15 protein-coding genes are annotated in these 15249 nt (G+C 70.7%); 7 read left to right on the top strand and 8 right to left on the bottom strand.

Translation table 11 applies throughout. From position 1 onward, the window contains the following. Window positions 1–251 precede the first annotated feature (251 nt). Window positions 252–2486 (top strand): hypothetical protein, encoded by a 2235-nt coding sequence (locus ACGFJ2_RS05025; RefSeq protein WP_393464767.1) that lies wholly within the window; start codon window positions 252–254, stop codon window positions 2484–2486. Window positions 2487–2578: 92 nt separating this feature from the next. Here ACGFJ2_RS05025 and ACGFJ2_RS05020 read toward each other — a convergent pair whose 3' ends face one another. Next, entirely contained in the window at window positions 2579–3376 is a 798-nt protein-coding gene (locus ACGFJ2_RS05020) for an HAD-IIB family hydrolase (RefSeq protein ID WP_358201415.1), read from the bottom strand. A gap of 66 nt (window positions 3377–3442) precedes the next feature. Here ACGFJ2_RS05020 and ACGFJ2_RS05015 point away from each other — a divergent pair, with 66 nt between their 5' ends. After that, complete coding sequence (locus tag ACGFJ2_RS05015; protein ID WP_393464764.1) at window positions 3443–4456, top strand: LacI family DNA-binding transcriptional regulator; 1014 nt, start codon at window positions 3443–3445, stop codon at window positions 4454–4456. A gap of 13 nt (window positions 4457–4469) precedes the next feature. Here ACGFJ2_RS05015 and ACGFJ2_RS05010 read toward each other — a convergent pair whose 3' ends face one another. Next, entirely contained in the window at window positions 4470–4946 is a 477-nt protein-coding gene (locus ACGFJ2_RS05010; protein ID WP_357959500.1) for a DUF2283 domain-containing protein, read from the bottom strand. Between the two features lie 136 nt (window positions 4947–5082). Here ACGFJ2_RS05010 and pyrF point away from each other — a divergent pair, with 136 nt between their 5' ends. Beyond that, window positions 5083–5889 (top strand): orotidine-5'-phosphate decarboxylase, encoded by an 807-nt coding sequence (pyrF, locus tag ACGFJ2_RS05005; RefSeq protein WP_358201402.1) that lies wholly within the window; start codon window positions 5083–5085, stop codon window positions 5887–5889. Window positions 5890–6035: 146 nt separating this feature from the next. After that, window positions 6036–6935: a hypothetical protein gene (locus ACGFJ2_RS05000; RefSeq protein ID WP_358201395.1), complete on the top strand. Its 900-nt coding sequence runs from the start codon at window positions 6036–6038 to the stop codon at window positions 6933–6935. On the opposite strand, the gene leuA is transcribed toward ACGFJ2_RS05000, so the two are convergent. After that, a complete protein-coding gene (gene leuA / locus ACGFJ2_RS04995; RefSeq protein WP_393465298.1) occupies window positions 6932–8608 on the bottom strand; it encodes a 2-isopropylmalate synthase in 1677 nt (558 codons plus the stop codon). The genes ACGFJ2_RS05000 and leuA overlap by 4 nt on opposite strands. 207 nt (window positions 8609–8815) lie before the next feature. Here leuA and ACGFJ2_RS04990 point away from each other — a divergent pair, with 207 nt between their 5' ends. Both ACGFJ2_RS04990 and ACGFJ2_RS04985 read left to right on the top strand, forming a co-directional pair. After that, a complete protein-coding gene (locus ACGFJ2_RS04990) occupies window positions 8816–9511 on the top strand; it encodes a FadR/GntR family transcriptional regulator (RefSeq protein WP_393464759.1) in 696 nt (231 codons plus the stop codon). Between the two features lie 169 nt (window positions 9512–9680). Beyond that, window positions 9681–10952 (top strand): esterase-like activity of phytase family protein, encoded by a 1272-nt coding sequence (locus ACGFJ2_RS04985; RefSeq protein ID WP_393464756.1) that lies wholly within the window; start codon window positions 9681–9683, stop codon window positions 10950–10952. Window positions 10953–10997: 45 nt separating this feature from the next. Here the strand turns inward: ACGFJ2_RS04985 and ACGFJ2_RS04980 are convergent, their stop codons facing one another. Both ACGFJ2_RS04980 and ACGFJ2_RS04975 read right to left on the bottom strand, forming a co-directional pair. Continuing rightward, window positions 10998–11222: a DUF397 domain-containing protein gene (locus ACGFJ2_RS04980; RefSeq protein WP_393464753.1), complete on the bottom strand. Its 225-nt coding sequence runs from the start codon at window positions 11220–11222 to the stop codon at window positions 10998–11000. Next, a complete protein-coding gene (locus ACGFJ2_RS04975) occupies window positions 11209–12030 on the bottom strand; it encodes a Scr1 family TA system antitoxin-like transcriptional regulator (RefSeq protein ID WP_393464750.1) in 822 nt (273 codons plus the stop codon). Before ACGFJ2_RS04975 ends, ACGFJ2_RS04980 begins: the two co-directional genes overlap by 14 nt. A 238-nt stretch (window positions 12031–12268) precedes the next feature. Here ACGFJ2_RS04975 and ACGFJ2_RS04970 point away from each other — a divergent pair, with 238 nt between their 5' ends. Beyond that, window positions 12269–12679 (top strand): hypothetical protein, encoded by a 411-nt coding sequence (locus ACGFJ2_RS04970; protein ID WP_393464747.1) that lies wholly within the window; start codon window positions 12269–12271, stop codon window positions 12677–12679. 53 nt (window positions 12680–12732) lie between these two features. On the opposite strand, the gene ACGFJ2_RS04965 is transcribed toward ACGFJ2_RS04970, so the two are convergent. The 3 genes from ACGFJ2_RS04965 to ACGFJ2_RS04955 are packed head-to-tail and all read right to left on the bottom strand — an operon-like array spanning window position 12733 to window position 15243. Further along, entirely contained in the window at window positions 12733–13008 is a 276-nt protein-coding gene (locus tag ACGFJ2_RS04965) for a hypothetical protein (protein WP_357959476.1), read from the bottom strand. 19 nt (window positions 13009–13027) lie between these two features. Continuing rightward, a complete protein-coding gene (rbsK, locus tag ACGFJ2_RS04960; protein ID WP_393464744.1) occupies window positions 13028–13912 on the bottom strand; it encodes a ribokinase in 885 nt (294 codons plus the stop codon). Further along, on the bottom strand, window positions 13909–15243 hold the full coding sequence (locus ACGFJ2_RS04955) for an ADP-ribosylglycohydrolase family protein (RefSeq protein WP_393464741.1): 1335 nt from the start codon (window positions 15241–15243) through the stop codon (window positions 13909–13911). Before ACGFJ2_RS04955 ends, rbsK begins: the two co-directional genes overlap by 4 nt. Window positions 15244–15249 lie beyond the last annotated feature (6 nt).

The raw sequence follows: 15249 nt of genomic DNA, 5'->3' as shown, positions 1-15249 counted from the left end.
CGTGAGGTCTCAAGGATCTTGCGGTCACGACAGCGCGGCATCCGACGCCCGTCGTCATCCTCTGTACGCCAGAAGGCGTACACGGCGAGGCCCGCCCCTTCACTGACGTCCGGGCCCTGCCGATGCGGACGCCGCCGTGAACGGGGCAGCGAGCAGAGCAGCCGCCCCGGGGCTCGTTACCCAACCGATTCTTGATCAACTCGGCGGCGGCTCGTTAGGGTTGGGCGCCTTCGCCCCCCAGGAGTAGCCTCATGCGCCGCCACCGTTTCGGCCGGATCGCGGCCGTCTTCGCCATGATCTACCTGGCCGCCGTGGTCGTCCTCGCCGTCGTCGTCGAGGCCACCGGCGACATCACCCCCCTCTGGGTGGTCGTCGCGGACCGGAGTGGCTTCGCGGCCGACGACCTCCGGCCGTGGTGGTGGCTCGTGGTCCTGCTGGTCCTGATCGCGACGGTGCAGGCCTGGGCGTACTGGCAGGTGCTCCGAGGACCTGAGCGCGGCCAGCCGGCGCGGCACGGCAGGGAGGTCCGCCTGCTCCGGGCCACGCTCTATGTCAGCGTCGGACACGACCTGCTCCTGCTGCTGCCCATCCCGTACACCTGGTGGATGGAGCTGATCCCCGGAGCGATCCAGCTGCTGACGGCCTGGCTGTTCTTCCGTGTGCTGCGCGGCACCACTCTTCGATGGTTGCGGCGCATCGTCCTCGTGACGGGGATGCTCCACGCGGTGAACGGCCTGGCCACCGCCGCCACATGGAGCCTGGGCGCCGGCTCCCCCGCCTGGATGGCCGGTCTGTTCGGGGTAGGGGAACTCATCTGGCCGGCGTGGGCGATATCGGTGCTGGTGGCGCAGGCGCGGGATCCGCGCTGGAGCCGGACGACCGTGCGGATCGGCGTGGTCGCGTTGGTCATATCGCTCCTCCGGCCCAGCTCGCTGCTGACGTTCAGCTACGCGAGCGAGGTGCCCTGGGACCAGCTGGTCTACGTACTCCTCGGCGCGCTGTCCGTCTTCGGGCTGGTCTGGTGGGCCCGATCCGCGCACGACCTGGGCAGCCTCATGCCCCCGGCGCCCCGGCCGCGGTCCGTGCGAGCGCCCGCCAGACGATGGCCGCTCCCCGTAGTGGCGATCGTGCTCCCGCTGCTCCCGGCGGCCGTCAATCTCGCGCACGGAATGCCGTTCTGGCTCGGGCCGACGAACGCGTTGTGGAGCATCGTGCAGGAGCACGGCAGCTCCGAACTCCTCATCACCTGGTACGCACTCGACCTCCTCGTAGGCGTCGGCCTCCCGTCACTGCTCATCTTGGCCGCCGTCCGGCGCCGCACCCAGCGCCTCATGCGGGCCACGACGTTGTCGCTGTTCTCCCTGGCCGCCGTCGCCGCCGTGAGCGCGTTCACTGAGACGGCCTCCGGCCCCCTCTTCGGGGAGCTGCCGCTCTACCCCGCCGGCTTGTTCGTCAAGGACGGCGCGCTGGTCTCCACCGGCATCTCCCCGCTGTGGTACGGCCTCGCGCTCACCGCGTCCGCCCTCATCCTGACGTTCCTGTACGCCGCCCCGCCCGCCCACCGCGGCCGACGCCACGTGCTCGTGGCGGGCATCGCCTCAGCTGCGGCGCTCTGCCTTCTCCCCGCGGCGGACCAGGCCCGCGGACCCGCCACCACGGCCGAGGAATGCCATCCGCCCCCGTACTGGGAACAGGAACAACCGGAGCCGCCCCCCGAGCTGACCGCCGAGCAGCAGTTCGTCTGCGCCCTCCGCGGTCAGGGCACCGGCCTGGCGCGGTTCACCGCCACCACACCCGACCAGGCCGTGCTCGCCTACGGACGCCGGCTGTGCGAACTCCACACGCGTAACGACCCGCGCGAGCTGGCCCGCTGGAAGATCGACCGCAACACCCTGACTTACATGATCGCCGAAATCTGCCCCAGCGCCGCCGCCATCGTCAAGGCCGGGCGCGCCAAGCAGGACCAGGAGATCGCGGAGATGCGGGCGGAGGCTCAACGCATGTGCGACGCGACGCCACGCCACCATCCGCGCATCAAGCCGGCCACGGCGATCCGGATAAAGGAGCCCCAGATGACCGACTACGGCGTCCTGCAGACGTACGAGAGCGAGGACGGGGACCCGAACCTGGACCCTGGCAACGGGCTGGTCTCCTCCGAACCCGGCGCTCTGGCCGTCATCACGAACCCCGAATTCGATCTCTGCGTCACCGTCGAGACCTACCCGCGCCGCCCACCCGTGGAGACCAAGGGCTGGGACACGGTCGTCGAGGTCGGCTACCGCAGTCCCATGGGAGAGATCGTGCTCTCGGACAATGTCAGCGGCACCGAACTGCCGGACCTGTCACTCAACGGCCGCGCGGGCCACTACCGGATCCGTGTGCACTACGCCTGGTTCCCGTGGAAGGGCGAAGATCAGGGCGGCCAGCGGCTGCTGATCATGGCGTACCCGGCTCCCGGCGACAAGGAGGTCGTCTACCGCAAGTGAACGTCCTTCCGGCGGACGCATGCCCGACATCGTCCACATGCACGGCAAACCGTTCTCGCCGCGGTGATACAACCTGCGGAGTGACAACGGGGTCACAAGCGGTACAGGCGTTCCAGGACCGCGGCCACCCCGTGATCGTCGTTGGACAAGGTGCGCCGCTCGACGGCCGCCATCACCATGTGGTGCGCGTTCGCCATCGCGTACCCCGCCCCGGCGAAGGCGAGGACCGCGAGGTCGTTGGGCATGTCGCCGAACGCCACCACCTCGGCCGCGTCCACCCCCCGCTCCTCGCACAGCCGGGCCAGCGTGCCGGCCTTCGTCACCCCGGGAGCGCTGATCTCCAGCAGCCCGCTGCCGCCCGAGTGCGTCACCTCGGCCTGGCCCTCGACGGCCGCGACGGCGGCGGTGAACATCTCGTCCACCGCGTGCGTCGCCGACCAGGCCAGCAGCTTGACGACCGGCTCACCTTCCTCGCAGGCGTCCACGACCTCGCGGGTGAAGGGCAGGTCCGGGAGGATGCGCCTGGTGTAGCCGGGCTCGACCAGGACGTGCCGGCCCGTCTCCACCGCGAAGGCGACACCGGGCAGGGCCTCGCGGAGCGTCTCCATCAGCTTCCTCGCGGCGGCCAGGTCGAGCGCGTACGTGCTGGTGATCTCGCGGGTGTCCAGGTCGTAGACGATGGCGCCGTTGCTGCAGACCGCGGTGCCGGTGACGTCCGCCATCGCGGCGATCGGGTCCACGCCGCGTGGCGGCCGGGCGGTGACGAACACGATGTCGGCGCCGGCGTCGCGGGCGCGCCCCAGGGCGCGGCGGGTGCGCGGGGACACTTGGCCGGTGGAGTCGAGGAGGGTTCCGTCAAGGTCTGTTGCCACGATACGGGGTGCGATCACCCCACCATTAAATCCGCTGCGGCTGAGCGACCCGTTGGGGTATATGTCGGCGTTAGGGAGGAATTCATGGCGAGCAGTCCCAGGCGTACCACGCTGGCCACCGTCGCCGCTTCGGCCGGCGTGTCCGTGGCCACCGTGTCCAAGGTGCTCAACGGCCGCCGCGAAGTCGCGCCTGACACCCGTACGCTGGTGCAGTCCCTGCTGCTGGAACACGGCTACGTCCCGCGCTCCTCACCCCGGGACCTGGCCGATGGGTCGGCCACGGTCGAGATGTGGGTGGACGAGATGTGCGCCTACTCCACCGAGATCATCAAGGGCACGATCGACGCCGGCGCCGAGTCGGGCGTGGCGGTCGTCGTCAGCGGTACGAAGGGCATGGCCGGCGGCGGCACCGCCTGGGCTCGCGACCTGGTCGCCGCCGGGCGGCGGGCGATGATCACCCTTACCAACGCGCCGACCAAGGCCCAGCTGGCCGCACTGTCGCGAGTACGTTTACCCGTGGTCGTCATCGACCCCCTGAACCTGCCGGACGCCCCCGTGACCAGCGTCGGCTGCACCAACTTCGCCGGCGGCCTGTCCGCCACCCAGCATCTGCTCGCCCTCGGCCACCGCCGCATCGCCTACCTCGGCGGTCCCGCGACCGCGGCCGTCAACCAGGCACGCATGCATGGCTTCCGCGCCGCCATGGAAGCCGCGGGCGTGCCCGTACCTCCGGAATATGTCCGTACTGCGGGCTTCTGCTATTCCCACGGGGTGCAAGAAGGAGCCGCCGTGCTCGACCTGCGCCCCGCGCCGACCGCCATCTTCGCCGCCGGCGACGAGAGCGCCCTCGGCGCCATCCAGGCCGCCAGGGCGCGTGGCCTGCGTGTCCCCGAAGACCTCAGCGTCGTCGGCTTCGACGACACCGAGATCGCCACCATGACCTCGCCGCAGCTGACCACCGTACGCCAGCCGCTGCGCGAGATGGGCGCCGTCGCCCTGCGCACCGCCCTGCGTCTGGCCGCGGGCGAGAAAATCGACTCCCGCCACGTCGAACTCGCCACCGAACTCGTCATACGCGGCTCCACCCTTGCCGCCTGACCGCTCAGAACACTCAGAGGCGCATCTCTGACGGCATCGTCGTGGCCGCGTTGAGGAGTTCTACGCCGAGCAGTTCTCCCGACTCCGCGTAGTCGAGCACGACATCCTCCGACAGGGTCTGCCGTACCGCCTCTCCTGGCACTATTTCGTGCTTCATCGCGATATAGGCGACGTCGTGCTCCTTCTCCCACCGGACGTACACCGTGTGCTCGCGTCCGTCGGTGGGCTCCTCGTCCCAGCTCAGCAACCCTTCCTTGGCCTCGTGCGAGCCGGCGAGCGCGGCCCGCACCATGGTCATGGCGAGTTCGAGCGCCTGGAGCGAGTCGACGCCGGTGACCTTGCGATCGTGCTCCCACCCGGCGAGCCCGTCGATCCGGTAAGGGCACGACCACTCCCCCGTCGGCTCCTCGATCGGCAGCCCGATCGTGACGACGACCTCGCGTAGCGGCTCGGTGCGCAGCGTCAGCGTGCGGTGGGCGATCTCGTACATGTCAGCTGATCTACCCCGGAGGCGAACTCTGGAAGACTGGAGGCGAGAAGAGGCAGCCCATACCGCCATGGTCGAAAGCCTTTCCCGCATCAGAGCGGCGCCGTTAGTCTGCGTACGTCGCGAGGGGAGTCCAGTGGTGAATGAGTCGTTCGGGACACGGTTGCGGTCCAGGCTCGACAAGTACGGCCCACTCTGCGTAGGCATCGACCCCAGCCCCGCGCTGCTCGACGCGTGGGGGCTCGACGACTCCCCGGCCGGGCTGGAGCGGTTCAGCCGTACGGTGGTCGACGCGATCGGCGACGTGGCGGCGGTGGTCAAGCCGCAGTCCGCGTTCTACGAGCGCTGGGGCAGCCGGGGCATCGCCGTGCTGGAGAGCGTCATCGCCGACCTGCGTGAGGCGGGCACGGTGGTGATCCTCGACGTCAAGCGGGGCGACATCGGCAGCACGATGGCCGCCTACGCCGAGGCGTACCTCGACCGGGGCAGCCCGCTCGCGGTCGACGCCGTGACGCTCAGCCCCTACCTCGGGTTCGGTTCGCTGGCGGGCGCGATCACGTCGGCCATCGCCAACGACGCCGGCGTCTTCGTCCTGGCGCGCACCTCCAACCCGGAGGCCGTGGCGCTGCAGACGGCGGTCGCGGGCGAGATCTTCGCGGGCGCCGCGGCGGCGAACGCGGGCCGCGCCCCCCTGGGTCCGGTCGGCGTCGTGATTGGCGCCACCCTGCCGTCGCTGGAGCATCCGCTGGAGCAGCTCAACGGCCCCATCCTGGCGCCGGGCCTGGGCGCGCAGGGCGCCGCTCCGGCCGACCTGGCCCGGCTGTTCGGTCCGGTACGGCAGGCGGTCGTCCCGTCGGTGTCGCGGGCCGTGCTCGCCGACCCGGAGCGGATCCGCGAGCTGGTTCAGCGCTACCGCGACGACTGCGCCCGCCACCTGTCCTCCTGACGGGCTCGCTCCCGGACTAGGGACATCCCTAGGTTCCGTCCTGACGCGGCTCGTGCTCCGGCGTACTGATCATTGAGGTTCTGCCGCGGTGACCTCAGCCCCGCAGGTCCTGGGCTGATCAGAACGGCCGGAGCCGAGGAGCCTTCATGTCCGCTTTCCCATACGCCGACGATCTCGCCGAAGAGCTGGCCTCGATGGCCGGGGAGGTGCCCGCCACGGTGAGCGTGCTGGGGCTCGCCGTGCCCGAGCCGAGCGCGGTCCAGCGCCGCCTGGAGGAGCTGGTCCTGGCCGTCGCCGGTCCGCGCGACGGCATCTCCTTCGAGACGGTGACCCACCAGGATCGGACCACGGTGTGGCTGCCGGGCCGGTTGCGGGCCGTGGGGTTCCACGCGTCGGGCTCGATGACCGTCCATCTCGACCTGCCGCCGTCCGAGGACCTCTTCGAGAACGACCCCGGTGACGCGGAGCTGACCGGCATGCTGCGCGCCGCCGGGGATCGGATCGGGCTGCCGTCCCTCGTACCGGCTGAGGACGAGTTGGCGTTCGAGCGCCTCTGGCGGGTCAAGGCGGCGGCCGGGGAGCGCTGGACCGAGCCCAGCCTGTGCCGGGCGCTCGGCTCGTTCCGGCATTACGTACGTGATCTTCCGGTGTACGGCAGGGCGTCGTCCACCGTGGAGCTGGGCGCGAGCGGCGGCGTGACGTCGCTGAGCGTGTCGACCCGCCGCTTCGCCGGTGACGGGGGCGGCGCGACGGTCGCGGAGCCCGGGGTGCGGACGCCGATCCAGGCGGCGCGGGAGGTCGCCGCCCGGGTGGCGGAGTCCTTCGCCGGTATGGAGGACACCCGGCTGACGCCGCAGTGGTTCCGTTTCGGCTACCTGAGTCTCGGTCGCAGGCGGCCGCAGACATTGCTCACGCCGTTCTACATCGCGAGCATCAGGGTCCAGAGTGAGACGGAGGTCTCCGCGCACGTGACCGCGGTGCCGGGCTGCGACGGACGGTTCTCCCCGACCCTGAACCTGGTCCCCAAGCCGCGCCGCGTGGCTTAGGCGACTGGAACCGCTCGGTTGACGGCGGCGAGGAGGGCGCGGACGGAGGCGGTCAGCACCGAAGTGTCACGGCCCGCTCCCCACCGGACCGTCTCCCCCACCCGCGCCTCCACGTACGCGACGGCCTGGCTGTCCTGGCCCGGCCCGGTGGCATGCTGCGCGTAGTGGAGGATGTCGACCCCGCCCAGCGCCCCGGCCAGCGCCGACAGCGGGCCGTTGCCGGTCCCCCGCAGCTCGCCGCCGCCATCACGCCGGGTGCCGGCGAACTCGTGGACCCCCGGCCCGGTCTCCGCGGTGCTCCAGTCGGCGAGCGCGTACGGCCCGTCGTCCGCCGGTTCCAGGTAGGCGGCCTGGAAGAGCCGCCACAGCTCCGCGGCCGTCATCTCCGCCCCGCTGCCGTCCGTGGCCCGCTGGACGACCGCCGAGAAGTCGATCTGCAGCCGTCGCGGCAGGTCGAGCCCCTGGTGGGTGCTGAGCAGGTAGGCGATGCCGCCCTTGCCCGACTGGCTGTTGACGCGGATCACGGCCTGGTAGTCGCGGCCCACGTCGGCGGGGTCGATCGGCAGGTACGGCACCTCCCAGGGCGCCTGCTCCACGGGCACGCCCAGCTCGGCGGCCCGTTTGGCGTGGTGGGCCAGGCCCTTGCCGATGGCGTCCTGGTGGGTGCCGGAGAAGGCGGTGTAGACCAGGTCACCGGCGTACGGGTGGCGATCAGGGACGGGCAGACGGTTGCAGTGCTCGACCGTACGGCGGATCGCGTCGATGTCGGAGAGGTCCAGCATCGGGTCCACGCCCTGCGAGTGCAGGTTGAGCGCCAGCGTGACCAGGTCGACGTTGCCGGTGCGCTCGCCGTTGCCGAACAGGCAGCCTTCGACCCGCTGCGCCCCGGCCAGCAGCGCCAGCTCCGCGCAGGCGACGCCGGTGCCGCGGTCGTTGTGCGGGTGCACCGAGAGGATCACCGAGTCGCGGCGGGCCAGGTGGCGGTGCATGTACTCGATCTGGTCGGCGTAGACGTTCGGGGTGGCGGTCTCGACCGTGGCGGGCAGGTTGTGGATGACCGGGCGGTCCGGGCTCGCCTCCCACAGGGCCGTCAGGTCGTCGCACACCTCCAGTACGTAGTCGGGCTCGGTGAGGTTGAACACCTCGGGCGAGAACTCGTACCTGATCGGCGGCCCGGGACGGGCGTCGGCCAGGCGGGCCACATGCGCGGCCGCGTCCTTGATGAGGGCGCGCAACGCCTGCCTGTCGTGGCCGAGCACCACGTCACGCCAGACGGGAGCGGTCGCCGTGTAGAGGTGGACGACGACGCGCGGCAGTCCCTCGACGGAGGCGAAGGTCCGCTCGATCAGGTCGCGCCGGGCGGCCGTGAACACGACGATCGTCACGTCCTCCGGCACCGCCCCCGGCACGGCCAGGTCGCGGACGAAGTCGAAGTCCGTCTGGCTGGCCGACGGGTAGCCGACCTCGATCTCCTTGAAGCCCATGGCCACCAGCAGCTCGAACATCCGCCGCTTGCGCGCCGGGTCCATCGGCTCGGCCAGCGCCTGGTTGCCGTCGCGCAGGTCCACGGGCACCCAGAGCGGCGCCCGCTCGATGCGCCGCGCGGGCCAGCCGCGCTCGGTCAGCGGCACCTCGACGCGGCGGTGGGCGGGCTGGTAGCGGTGGTACGGCATGGCGCTGGGGCGTTGCCGGTTCCAGTCGTGCACGGGGTTTCCTTCCCGGTCGTTCACTGAGGTTCGACCGGCATTGCGGAGCCACCGCGGCGGGGTGCCGGTCGATTCAGGCCCCGCCGCGGCGGCCGAGAAGGAGACCACGTGACGTCATGCCGGGTACACTAACCACAACACAGGTCCTCAGACAACCTGAGAGGTTCATCCGCGATGCCGCTCGGCACCCTCCGTCCCAGCCCTCTGGTCGAACAGGCCACCGAGCACCTGCGCGAGCAGATCACCGGCGGCCACTGGCCGGTCGGCACCCGGCTCCCCGGCGAGAACGCCCTGGCCAAGACCCTCGGCGTGGGCCGCTCCACGGTCCGCGAGGCGCTGCGCGCGCTGGCGGGCGCCGGGCTGGTGCAGGCCCGCCAGGGCAGCGGCGTGTTCGTCATCGCCACCGAACCGGCCGCCGACTGGCCCACCCGCCTGCGCCGGGCCGCGATCACCGACGTCTACGAGGTGCGGATGATGGTCGAGACCCAGGCCGCCCGCCTGGCCGCGACCCGCCGTACCGACGAGGACCTCGCCTCGCTGGAGGCGGCCCTGCAGGCACGGCGGGCGGCGGCCGGGGGCGGTGACGCGGGGTTCGTGGACGCGGACATCGCGCTGCACGCGGCGGTCGTGGCGGCGGCGCGCAACCCGGTGCTCGACGACCTGTTCGCCGAGTTCGCCCCGGCGCTGCGGGGCCGGCTGGTGGACGTGGTGGAGCTGCTCGGCCTGCGGGAGACCGAGCCCAATCCCGGCGACGACGCGCATGCCGCGCTGGTGGCCGCCATCCGGGAGGGGGACGGGCAGGCGGCGAGCGACATCCTCCAGGCGGAGCTGGAACAGACGCTGGCCATGCTCCATCGCAACGCCGTCTGACAATCGGCTCGGTCCATCGGGAGTGTCAACCAACAGGACAAACGGTGCTGCCGCTGTGCGGCGGCCCGTCGCGACTTCGGGTGGGCCTGTTCATCGGCGCTTCAGCAAATGGACGTTTGACGTCATTAGGGTCAGGACGCTCGTATTCGCCGGTGTGAAAGGCCGTGCCATGTTCCGTCCCGTACTCGTGGGTCTGGCGCTCGTCGTGGGCCCGGCGGTCACCGCCGCCCCCTCCTTGGCCGAGGCCGCGCCGCGGCCCGTGGTGGTCAAGGACGTGAGCATCCCGCCCGTACCCCTCAAGGACCTGCAGCGGTCCATCACCGACGATCGCGGAGTCAAGCTGGGCGGGGTCGGCAGCGGGCTGTTCCCGGCCGGGCGGCGCGGGGACTACTGGATGGTCACCGACCGCGGCCCCAACGGGCAGGTGGGCGCGGACAAGCGGCGCACGTTCCCCATCCCGGAGTTCGCCCCCGCGATCGTGCAGGTGGCCACCCGGTTCGGCGTCGAGATCAAGAAGTACGTCCCCCTGGTCGGCACCTCCGGCAAGCCGATCACCGGGCTGAGCAACCAGGCCGGCCACGACGAGGTGCCCTACACCTGGGACGGCCAGACCGCGCTGCCGTACAACCCGAGCGGGGTGGACACCGAGGACCTGGTGCGGACCACGCGCGGCGACTTCTGGCTGGTCGACGAGTACGGGCCGTCGCTGCTGCACGTCTCCGAGCGGGGGCGGGTGCTGGCCCGGTATGTCCCCAAGGGGCTCAACCTCACCGGCGCCGACTACCCGGTCAAGGAGACGCTGCCGGCCATCCTCGCCTCCCGCCAGCAGAACCGCGGGTTCGAAGGGCTGGCGATCGACGGCGACACCTTGTACCTCGCGGTGCAGAGCCCGCTGGCCAATCCGGACAAGAAGACCGGCAAATCCTCCCGCGTCGGCCGGATCCTCACCTTCAGCATCCGCGCGGCGCGGGTGACCGGAGAGTACGCCTACCGCTTCGAGGACGTCACGACCTTCGACCCGAAGGTGAACGGCGACCAGAGCGAGATGAAGGTCTCCGGCCTGGCGTACGTGGGCGGCCGCCGGCTGCTGGTGGACGAGCGGACCGACAATGTCGCCCGGATCTACCAGATCGACCTGGCCAAGGCCACGAACCTGCTGGGCGGGCGGTACGACGACCCGGCCACCGCGCCGTCGCTGGAGGCGCTGGCCGACCTGGGGGATGTCAAGGTCGCGGCCAAGTCGCTCGTCGCCGACCTGTCCGAGGTCGCCCCCACTCTGCCTGGCAAGGTCGAGGGCATCGCCCTGCTCGACCCGCGGACGCTCGTGGTCGCCAATGACAACGACTTCGGGCTCGGCGAGTTCGGAGCGGACGGGCGGCTGGTGGACAGCGGCGTTCCCAGCCGGATCCTCACCATCCGCCTGCCTCGCCCGGTGCGCTGAAGGATGTGCGGGCCCCGGCGATTACCGGGGCCTTCACTTGGGAGGTCAGATGTCGAACTCGCCCAGTTTCGCACCGCCCACGAAGGCGCGGAAAACGCCACCTCGCAAGATCAGCGGCTCGACGTCGGGCTGCTCAGAGTCTCTGAGCGCGTACCGGTCGCCGCTCAGTTTGGCCGCGTAGAGGCAGTCGCCCCCATTTGATCCGGAGAGTGTTGATTTCTTCCACGCAGCGGCCTCTAGTTCGGCGCGCAGCTCATCACTGATCTTCATACCTTGCCGCCACCTCACGCACTAGTCGCTCGCTCACATGTATGGGATGCGCCCATTTGTGAATCGCGTCGTATCTGAGATTAACCGCTCGCACCGTCTCCTCGCGATCGGATACGGAGCCCTGTGCGGCGTTGTCGAGATAGATATGGTCCGGCATACCGTCGCCTTGAGCCAGGGAGAAGCCGCCCAGCAGGCCCGGCGTAGCCCCCACTCCGAGAGGGACGATCTGTATCGAGACGAAGGGGGTGACCATCATCTTCAGCAAGTGCTCAAGCTGCTCCCGCATGACCTCGGCGCCCCCGATGGGGCGGATCAGAGCGCACTCGTCGAGCAGCGCCCAGTACATCGGCGGCTTGTCGCGGTCGAACACCGCCTGACGCTGAAGCCGGGTCGCGACGGCCTCCTCGATCCAGTCCTGGGTGACTCCTGGCTCGGCGGAGAGGATCGCTCGCGCGTACGCGGCCGTCTGCAGCAGGCCCGGAACGACAAGAGGCTGCCAGGTTCGGATGGTGTGGGCGTTTTCTTCTACCTTTGGCCACTCTCTGAACCACTTCGGCCCCGACATCCTGCTGATGGGCAGCAGCCGAAGCAATTCCCCATTCAGGTCCAGGGCCGTCTCGGCCGCGAGGGTGAATTGCCGGGTCGGATTACGCTTGCCGCGCTCGATCAGGCCGATCAAGCTCTCGCTGCACGGGATCAGCGCCCCCATGGCCATCTGAGAGAGGCCGACCGCCATTCGGGCTTCCTTGAGGACCGCACCGTAGGAGTTCTGCTCGTCTGGGGATAGGGCCTGTTCATCCACGGACATGCCACGCTCCTCGAAATGCTCCGGACCGTTCTTCCCGACATCGCACACACAAAGACGCACCGCGACTGTCTGGATACGAACAGTTGCTTGCTGAATACAAAGCTAGCCGGGAAGCGGCACTCTGGCGATGTTTCTCGGAGCACAGACAGGCCCTCCGGACATGTCCGCTGCATCCTGTCTGGTTAATAAACCGGATAAGCCCGCCGCATTCCGGACAGAACATGGACGGTGACAGGGAATGACTCGCGAACCGCTGGGGAAAACGACCGAACCCTCAGAACCTCATCCACGCCATTCGCCGATCAGCGAAAGTGCCGCGGCCGAGCATGACCAGGCCCTGGCCGAGCTGCGCGAACTGCTGACCAGGCGCGGGATACACAGCTACGTCGTCGAGTGGCTCAAGCTCACGCTCCGCTCCGCGCCCTTTCCCGCCGACGCGCTCAGCAGCCTGGATCGGTATCCCCCGGAACTCGTGGTCTTCGCTCCCCAAGGGTGGCGGGTCGCCACGGTCCGCATAGCCGCCAACCGGTCAGCGGCGTATGTCGTTGAAGTGGCGCGAATCGGAGCAAATAACGGCTTGATGCCGGACATTCGCTATATCGTCCCGTCGGGAAAACCGGCAAAAGCCGCCGCTTTGATCCCCGGCTGATCCCCGCCGTCGGTCCTGGCCTTTTTGACGGCGGGGTGCGGCAAGGGTTGCCGTCAGCCGGTGGGACCCGCTTCGGGCCGCACCTCCTTTTCGGCGCCGTCGCCAGCCTCTTCGCCGGTTTCTGCACGCCTTTCGGCGTCAACTGTGGCCTCGGCCTCAGTCTCGGGGGCGGTTATCTCGGGCGTGGGGATCGCGGGGTTCGTGTCGGTGTCGGGCCAATCGGCGGGTACGGGGCGAGGCGCCCTCGGGGTGCCGGCCCCTGACCGCTCCGCCACCACGTCGCTCTCGCCACCATCCCGGTTCACCGCATCAGGCAGGTCTTCATTCATGACCCCCACCTGCCCAGCATCAGGCGAGCGAGTCGTCGATCTCCGCGCGGCTGGGCATCGACGTGCTCGCGCCCTCGCGCTGCACCGACAGCGCCGCCGCCACCGAGGCGAAGCGGAGGGCGGGGGCGGCGGGAAGGCCCTCGGCGCGGGCGACCGCGAGCGCGCCGACGAAGGTGTCGCCCGCCGCCGTGGTGTCCACCGCCTTCACCTTCACGGCGGGTACGCGCAGCCGCTCGCCCGACCGTGAGCCGTACAGCGCCCCCTCGGAACCCAGCGTGATGACGGCCTCCGGGACCCGCGCGAGCAGCGCCTCCAACGCCGCCTCGGCGGAGTCGGTCCCGGTGATGTCGGCGGCCTCATGCTCGTTCGGGACGATCAGCGTGACCGCGTCGAGCAGCGCGTCCGGCAGCGGCTGGGCGGGCGCGGGGGTGAGGATCACCGGTACGTCCGACACCTGCCCGGCCTGCGCGGCGGCGACCACCGCGGCCATGGGCAGCTCCAGCTGGAGCAGCAGCGCCCGCGAACCGGCGATCACCGCGACGTCGTCCTCGGTGGGCCCGGTGACGGTGCCGTTGGCGCCGGGCACCACGATGATCGAGTTGCCGCCCTCGTCGTCGACCACGATGTGCGCGATGCCGCTCGGACCGGGCACCTGCCGCAGCTGGGCGACCTCCACTCCGGCCGCGGCCAGGGTGGTGCGCATCTCGGTGCCGAAGCCGTCGTCGCCCACCGCCCCCAGGAACGCCACCACGGCGCCCGCGCGGGCCGCCGCGATCGCCTGGTTGGCGCCCTTGCCGCCGGGGATGGTACGGAATCCGCGCCCGGTGACCGTCTCGCCCCGCTTGGGAGCCTGGGACACGTAGGCGACGAGGTCCATGTTCGCGCTGCCGAAGACCGAGATCATGCCCTCATCATCTCCTGTGTACGGCGCGCCAAATCGCCCAGCCCCACCCCATCGAAGCCGGTCAGGCTGCTGGCCAGGGCGTCGCGCATCCTCCACCGCTCCGGAACCCCGCCGTTCAGCGCGCCCGCGACGGACCCGGCCGTGGCGCCCGCCGAGTCGGTGTCCCAGCCGCCGGCGACCGCTCCGGCGATGGTGGCGGTGAAGTCGCCCCGGCCGTGGATCAGCGTGGCGGCGACCAGGGCGGCGTTGTTGATCGTGTGCACCCAGTGCAGAGCGCCGTGCCGCTCGTGCAGCCGGTCGACGACCCGCTCGAAGTCACTCTCCGCCGAGGCCTCCTCTGCCGCCTGCCGTACCGCCTGGTGGAGCCGTGATCGCGGCGGGACGACGGACAGCCCGGCCGCGACCACCTCGGCGGCGGAGGCGGCGACCAGGGAGCTCGCGCACATGGCGGCGGCGAACATGGCGCCGTAGATCCCGTTCGCGGTGTGGGTGAGTCGGGCGTCGCGCCAGGCGTATTCGGCCGCGGTGGCCGGATCGCCGGGATTGACCCATCCGTACACGTCGGTCCTGATCATCGCGCCGATCCACTCGCGGAACGGGTTGCGGTACGTCGCCGTCTCCGGCACCTCCACCCCGGCCAGCAGGTTGCGGTAGGCGACGCGTTCGGCCGTGAACGTACGGCCGGCGGGCAGCTCGTCGAGCCACAGCTTGGCCACGTCGTCGGTAGTGAAGCCGCGGCCGTGCCGTTCCAGGACGGACAGGGCGAGCAGCGGGTAGTTCAGGTCGTCGTCCTCGGGGACGCCGTCGATGTTCTCGGCCAGCGAGTTGACGGCGCTGCGCCGGTTCCACGGCCAGCGTTCGGCGATGTCGCCGGGCAGGCCCTTGGCGGTGAACCAGCCGGTGATAGGCCAGTTGCCGGTGGCCTCGGCGATCTCCCTGATGCCCGCGCGGGGGATCTTCTCGACCGGCTTGCCGAGCACGCAACCGGCCGCCCGGCCCTGCCAGGCCCCCAGCACGCGGGTCACATCGACCTGCCGGGGAGCAGTGGGCGCGGGCCAGTTCGGGCAGGCGGCGATGATGGCGGGCAGGTCGGACGGCTCGTCGGAATCGAGCGGCGACGGGGTGGCGGCCAACTCGTCCAGCAGGTCCTCGGCGAGCGGCCGCAGCCTGAGCGCGCCGGGCTCGGAGGCCCCGGCACGCGGCGGGGCGTCGTGGCCGCCCGCGGCGTGCCACCGCTCGGCGATGTCACGCACGTCCCTGCCGTCCTCGGCGGCCTGGCGCAGCTCATGACCCACCAGGTCCTCGGGCTGCACCCAGGTCAGGCGGATCATCGGCCC

It is taken from the genome of Nonomuraea sp. NPDC049028, assembly GCF_043197735.1.
GTDB lineage: Bacteria > Actinomycetota > Actinomycetes > Streptosporangiales > Streptosporangiaceae > Nonomuraea.
The sequence above is the reverse complement of the archived record's forward strand: the minus strand, read 5'-3'. Positions and strand labels throughout refer to the sequence as shown.

Excerpts from the sequence above, each read along its gene's own strand:
- rbsK (WP_393464744.1), bottom strand. The coding sequence starts at position 13,912 with ATGATCTCGGTCTTCGGCAGCGCGAACATGGACCTCGTCGCCTACGTG.
- ACGFJ2_RS04970 (WP_393464747.1), top strand. The coding sequence starts at position 12,269 with ATGACTCGCGAACCGCTGGGGAAAACGACCGAACCCTCAGAACCTCAT.
- ACGFJ2_RS04965 (WP_357959476.1), bottom strand. The coding sequence starts at position 13,008 with ATGAATGAAGACCTGCCTGATGCGGTGAACCGGGATGGTGGCGAGAGC.
- leuA (WP_393465298.1), bottom strand. The coding sequence starts at position 8,608 with ATGCCGTACCACCGCTACCAGCCCGCCCACCGCCGCGTCGAGGTGCCG.
- ACGFJ2_RS04955 (WP_393464741.1), bottom strand. The coding sequence starts at position 15,243 with ATGATCCGCCTGACCTGGGTGCAGCCCGAGGACCTGGTGGGTCATGAG.
- ACGFJ2_RS04975 (WP_393464750.1), bottom strand. The coding sequence starts at position 12,030 with ATGTCCGTGGATGAACAGGCCCTATCCCCAGACGAGCAGAACTCCTAC.
- ACGFJ2_RS04980 (WP_393464753.1), bottom strand. The coding sequence starts at position 11,222 with ATGAAGATCAGTGATGAGCTGCGCGCCGAACTAGAGGCCGCTGCGTGG.
- ACGFJ2_RS04990 (WP_393464759.1), top strand. The coding sequence starts at position 8,816 with ATGCCGCTCGGCACCCTCCGTCCCAGCCCTCTGGTCGAACAGGCCACC.
- ACGFJ2_RS05015 (WP_393464764.1), top strand. The coding sequence starts at position 3,443 with ATGGCGAGCAGTCCCAGGCGTACCACGCTGGCCACCGTCGCCGCTTCG.
- ACGFJ2_RS05025 (WP_393464767.1), top strand. The coding sequence starts at position 252 with ATGCGCCGCCACCGTTTCGGCCGGATCGCGGCCGTCTTCGCCATGATC.
- ACGFJ2_RS05000 (WP_358201395.1), top strand. The coding sequence starts at position 6,036 with ATGTCCGCTTTCCCATACGCCGACGATCTCGCCGAAGAGCTGGCCTCG.
- ACGFJ2_RS05010 (WP_357959500.1), bottom strand. The coding sequence starts at position 4,946 with ATGTACGAGATCGCCCACCGCACGCTGACGCTGCGCACCGAGCCGCTA.
- ACGFJ2_RS04985 (WP_393464756.1), top strand. The coding sequence starts at position 9,681 with ATGTTCCGTCCCGTACTCGTGGGTCTGGCGCTCGTCGTGGGCCCGGCG.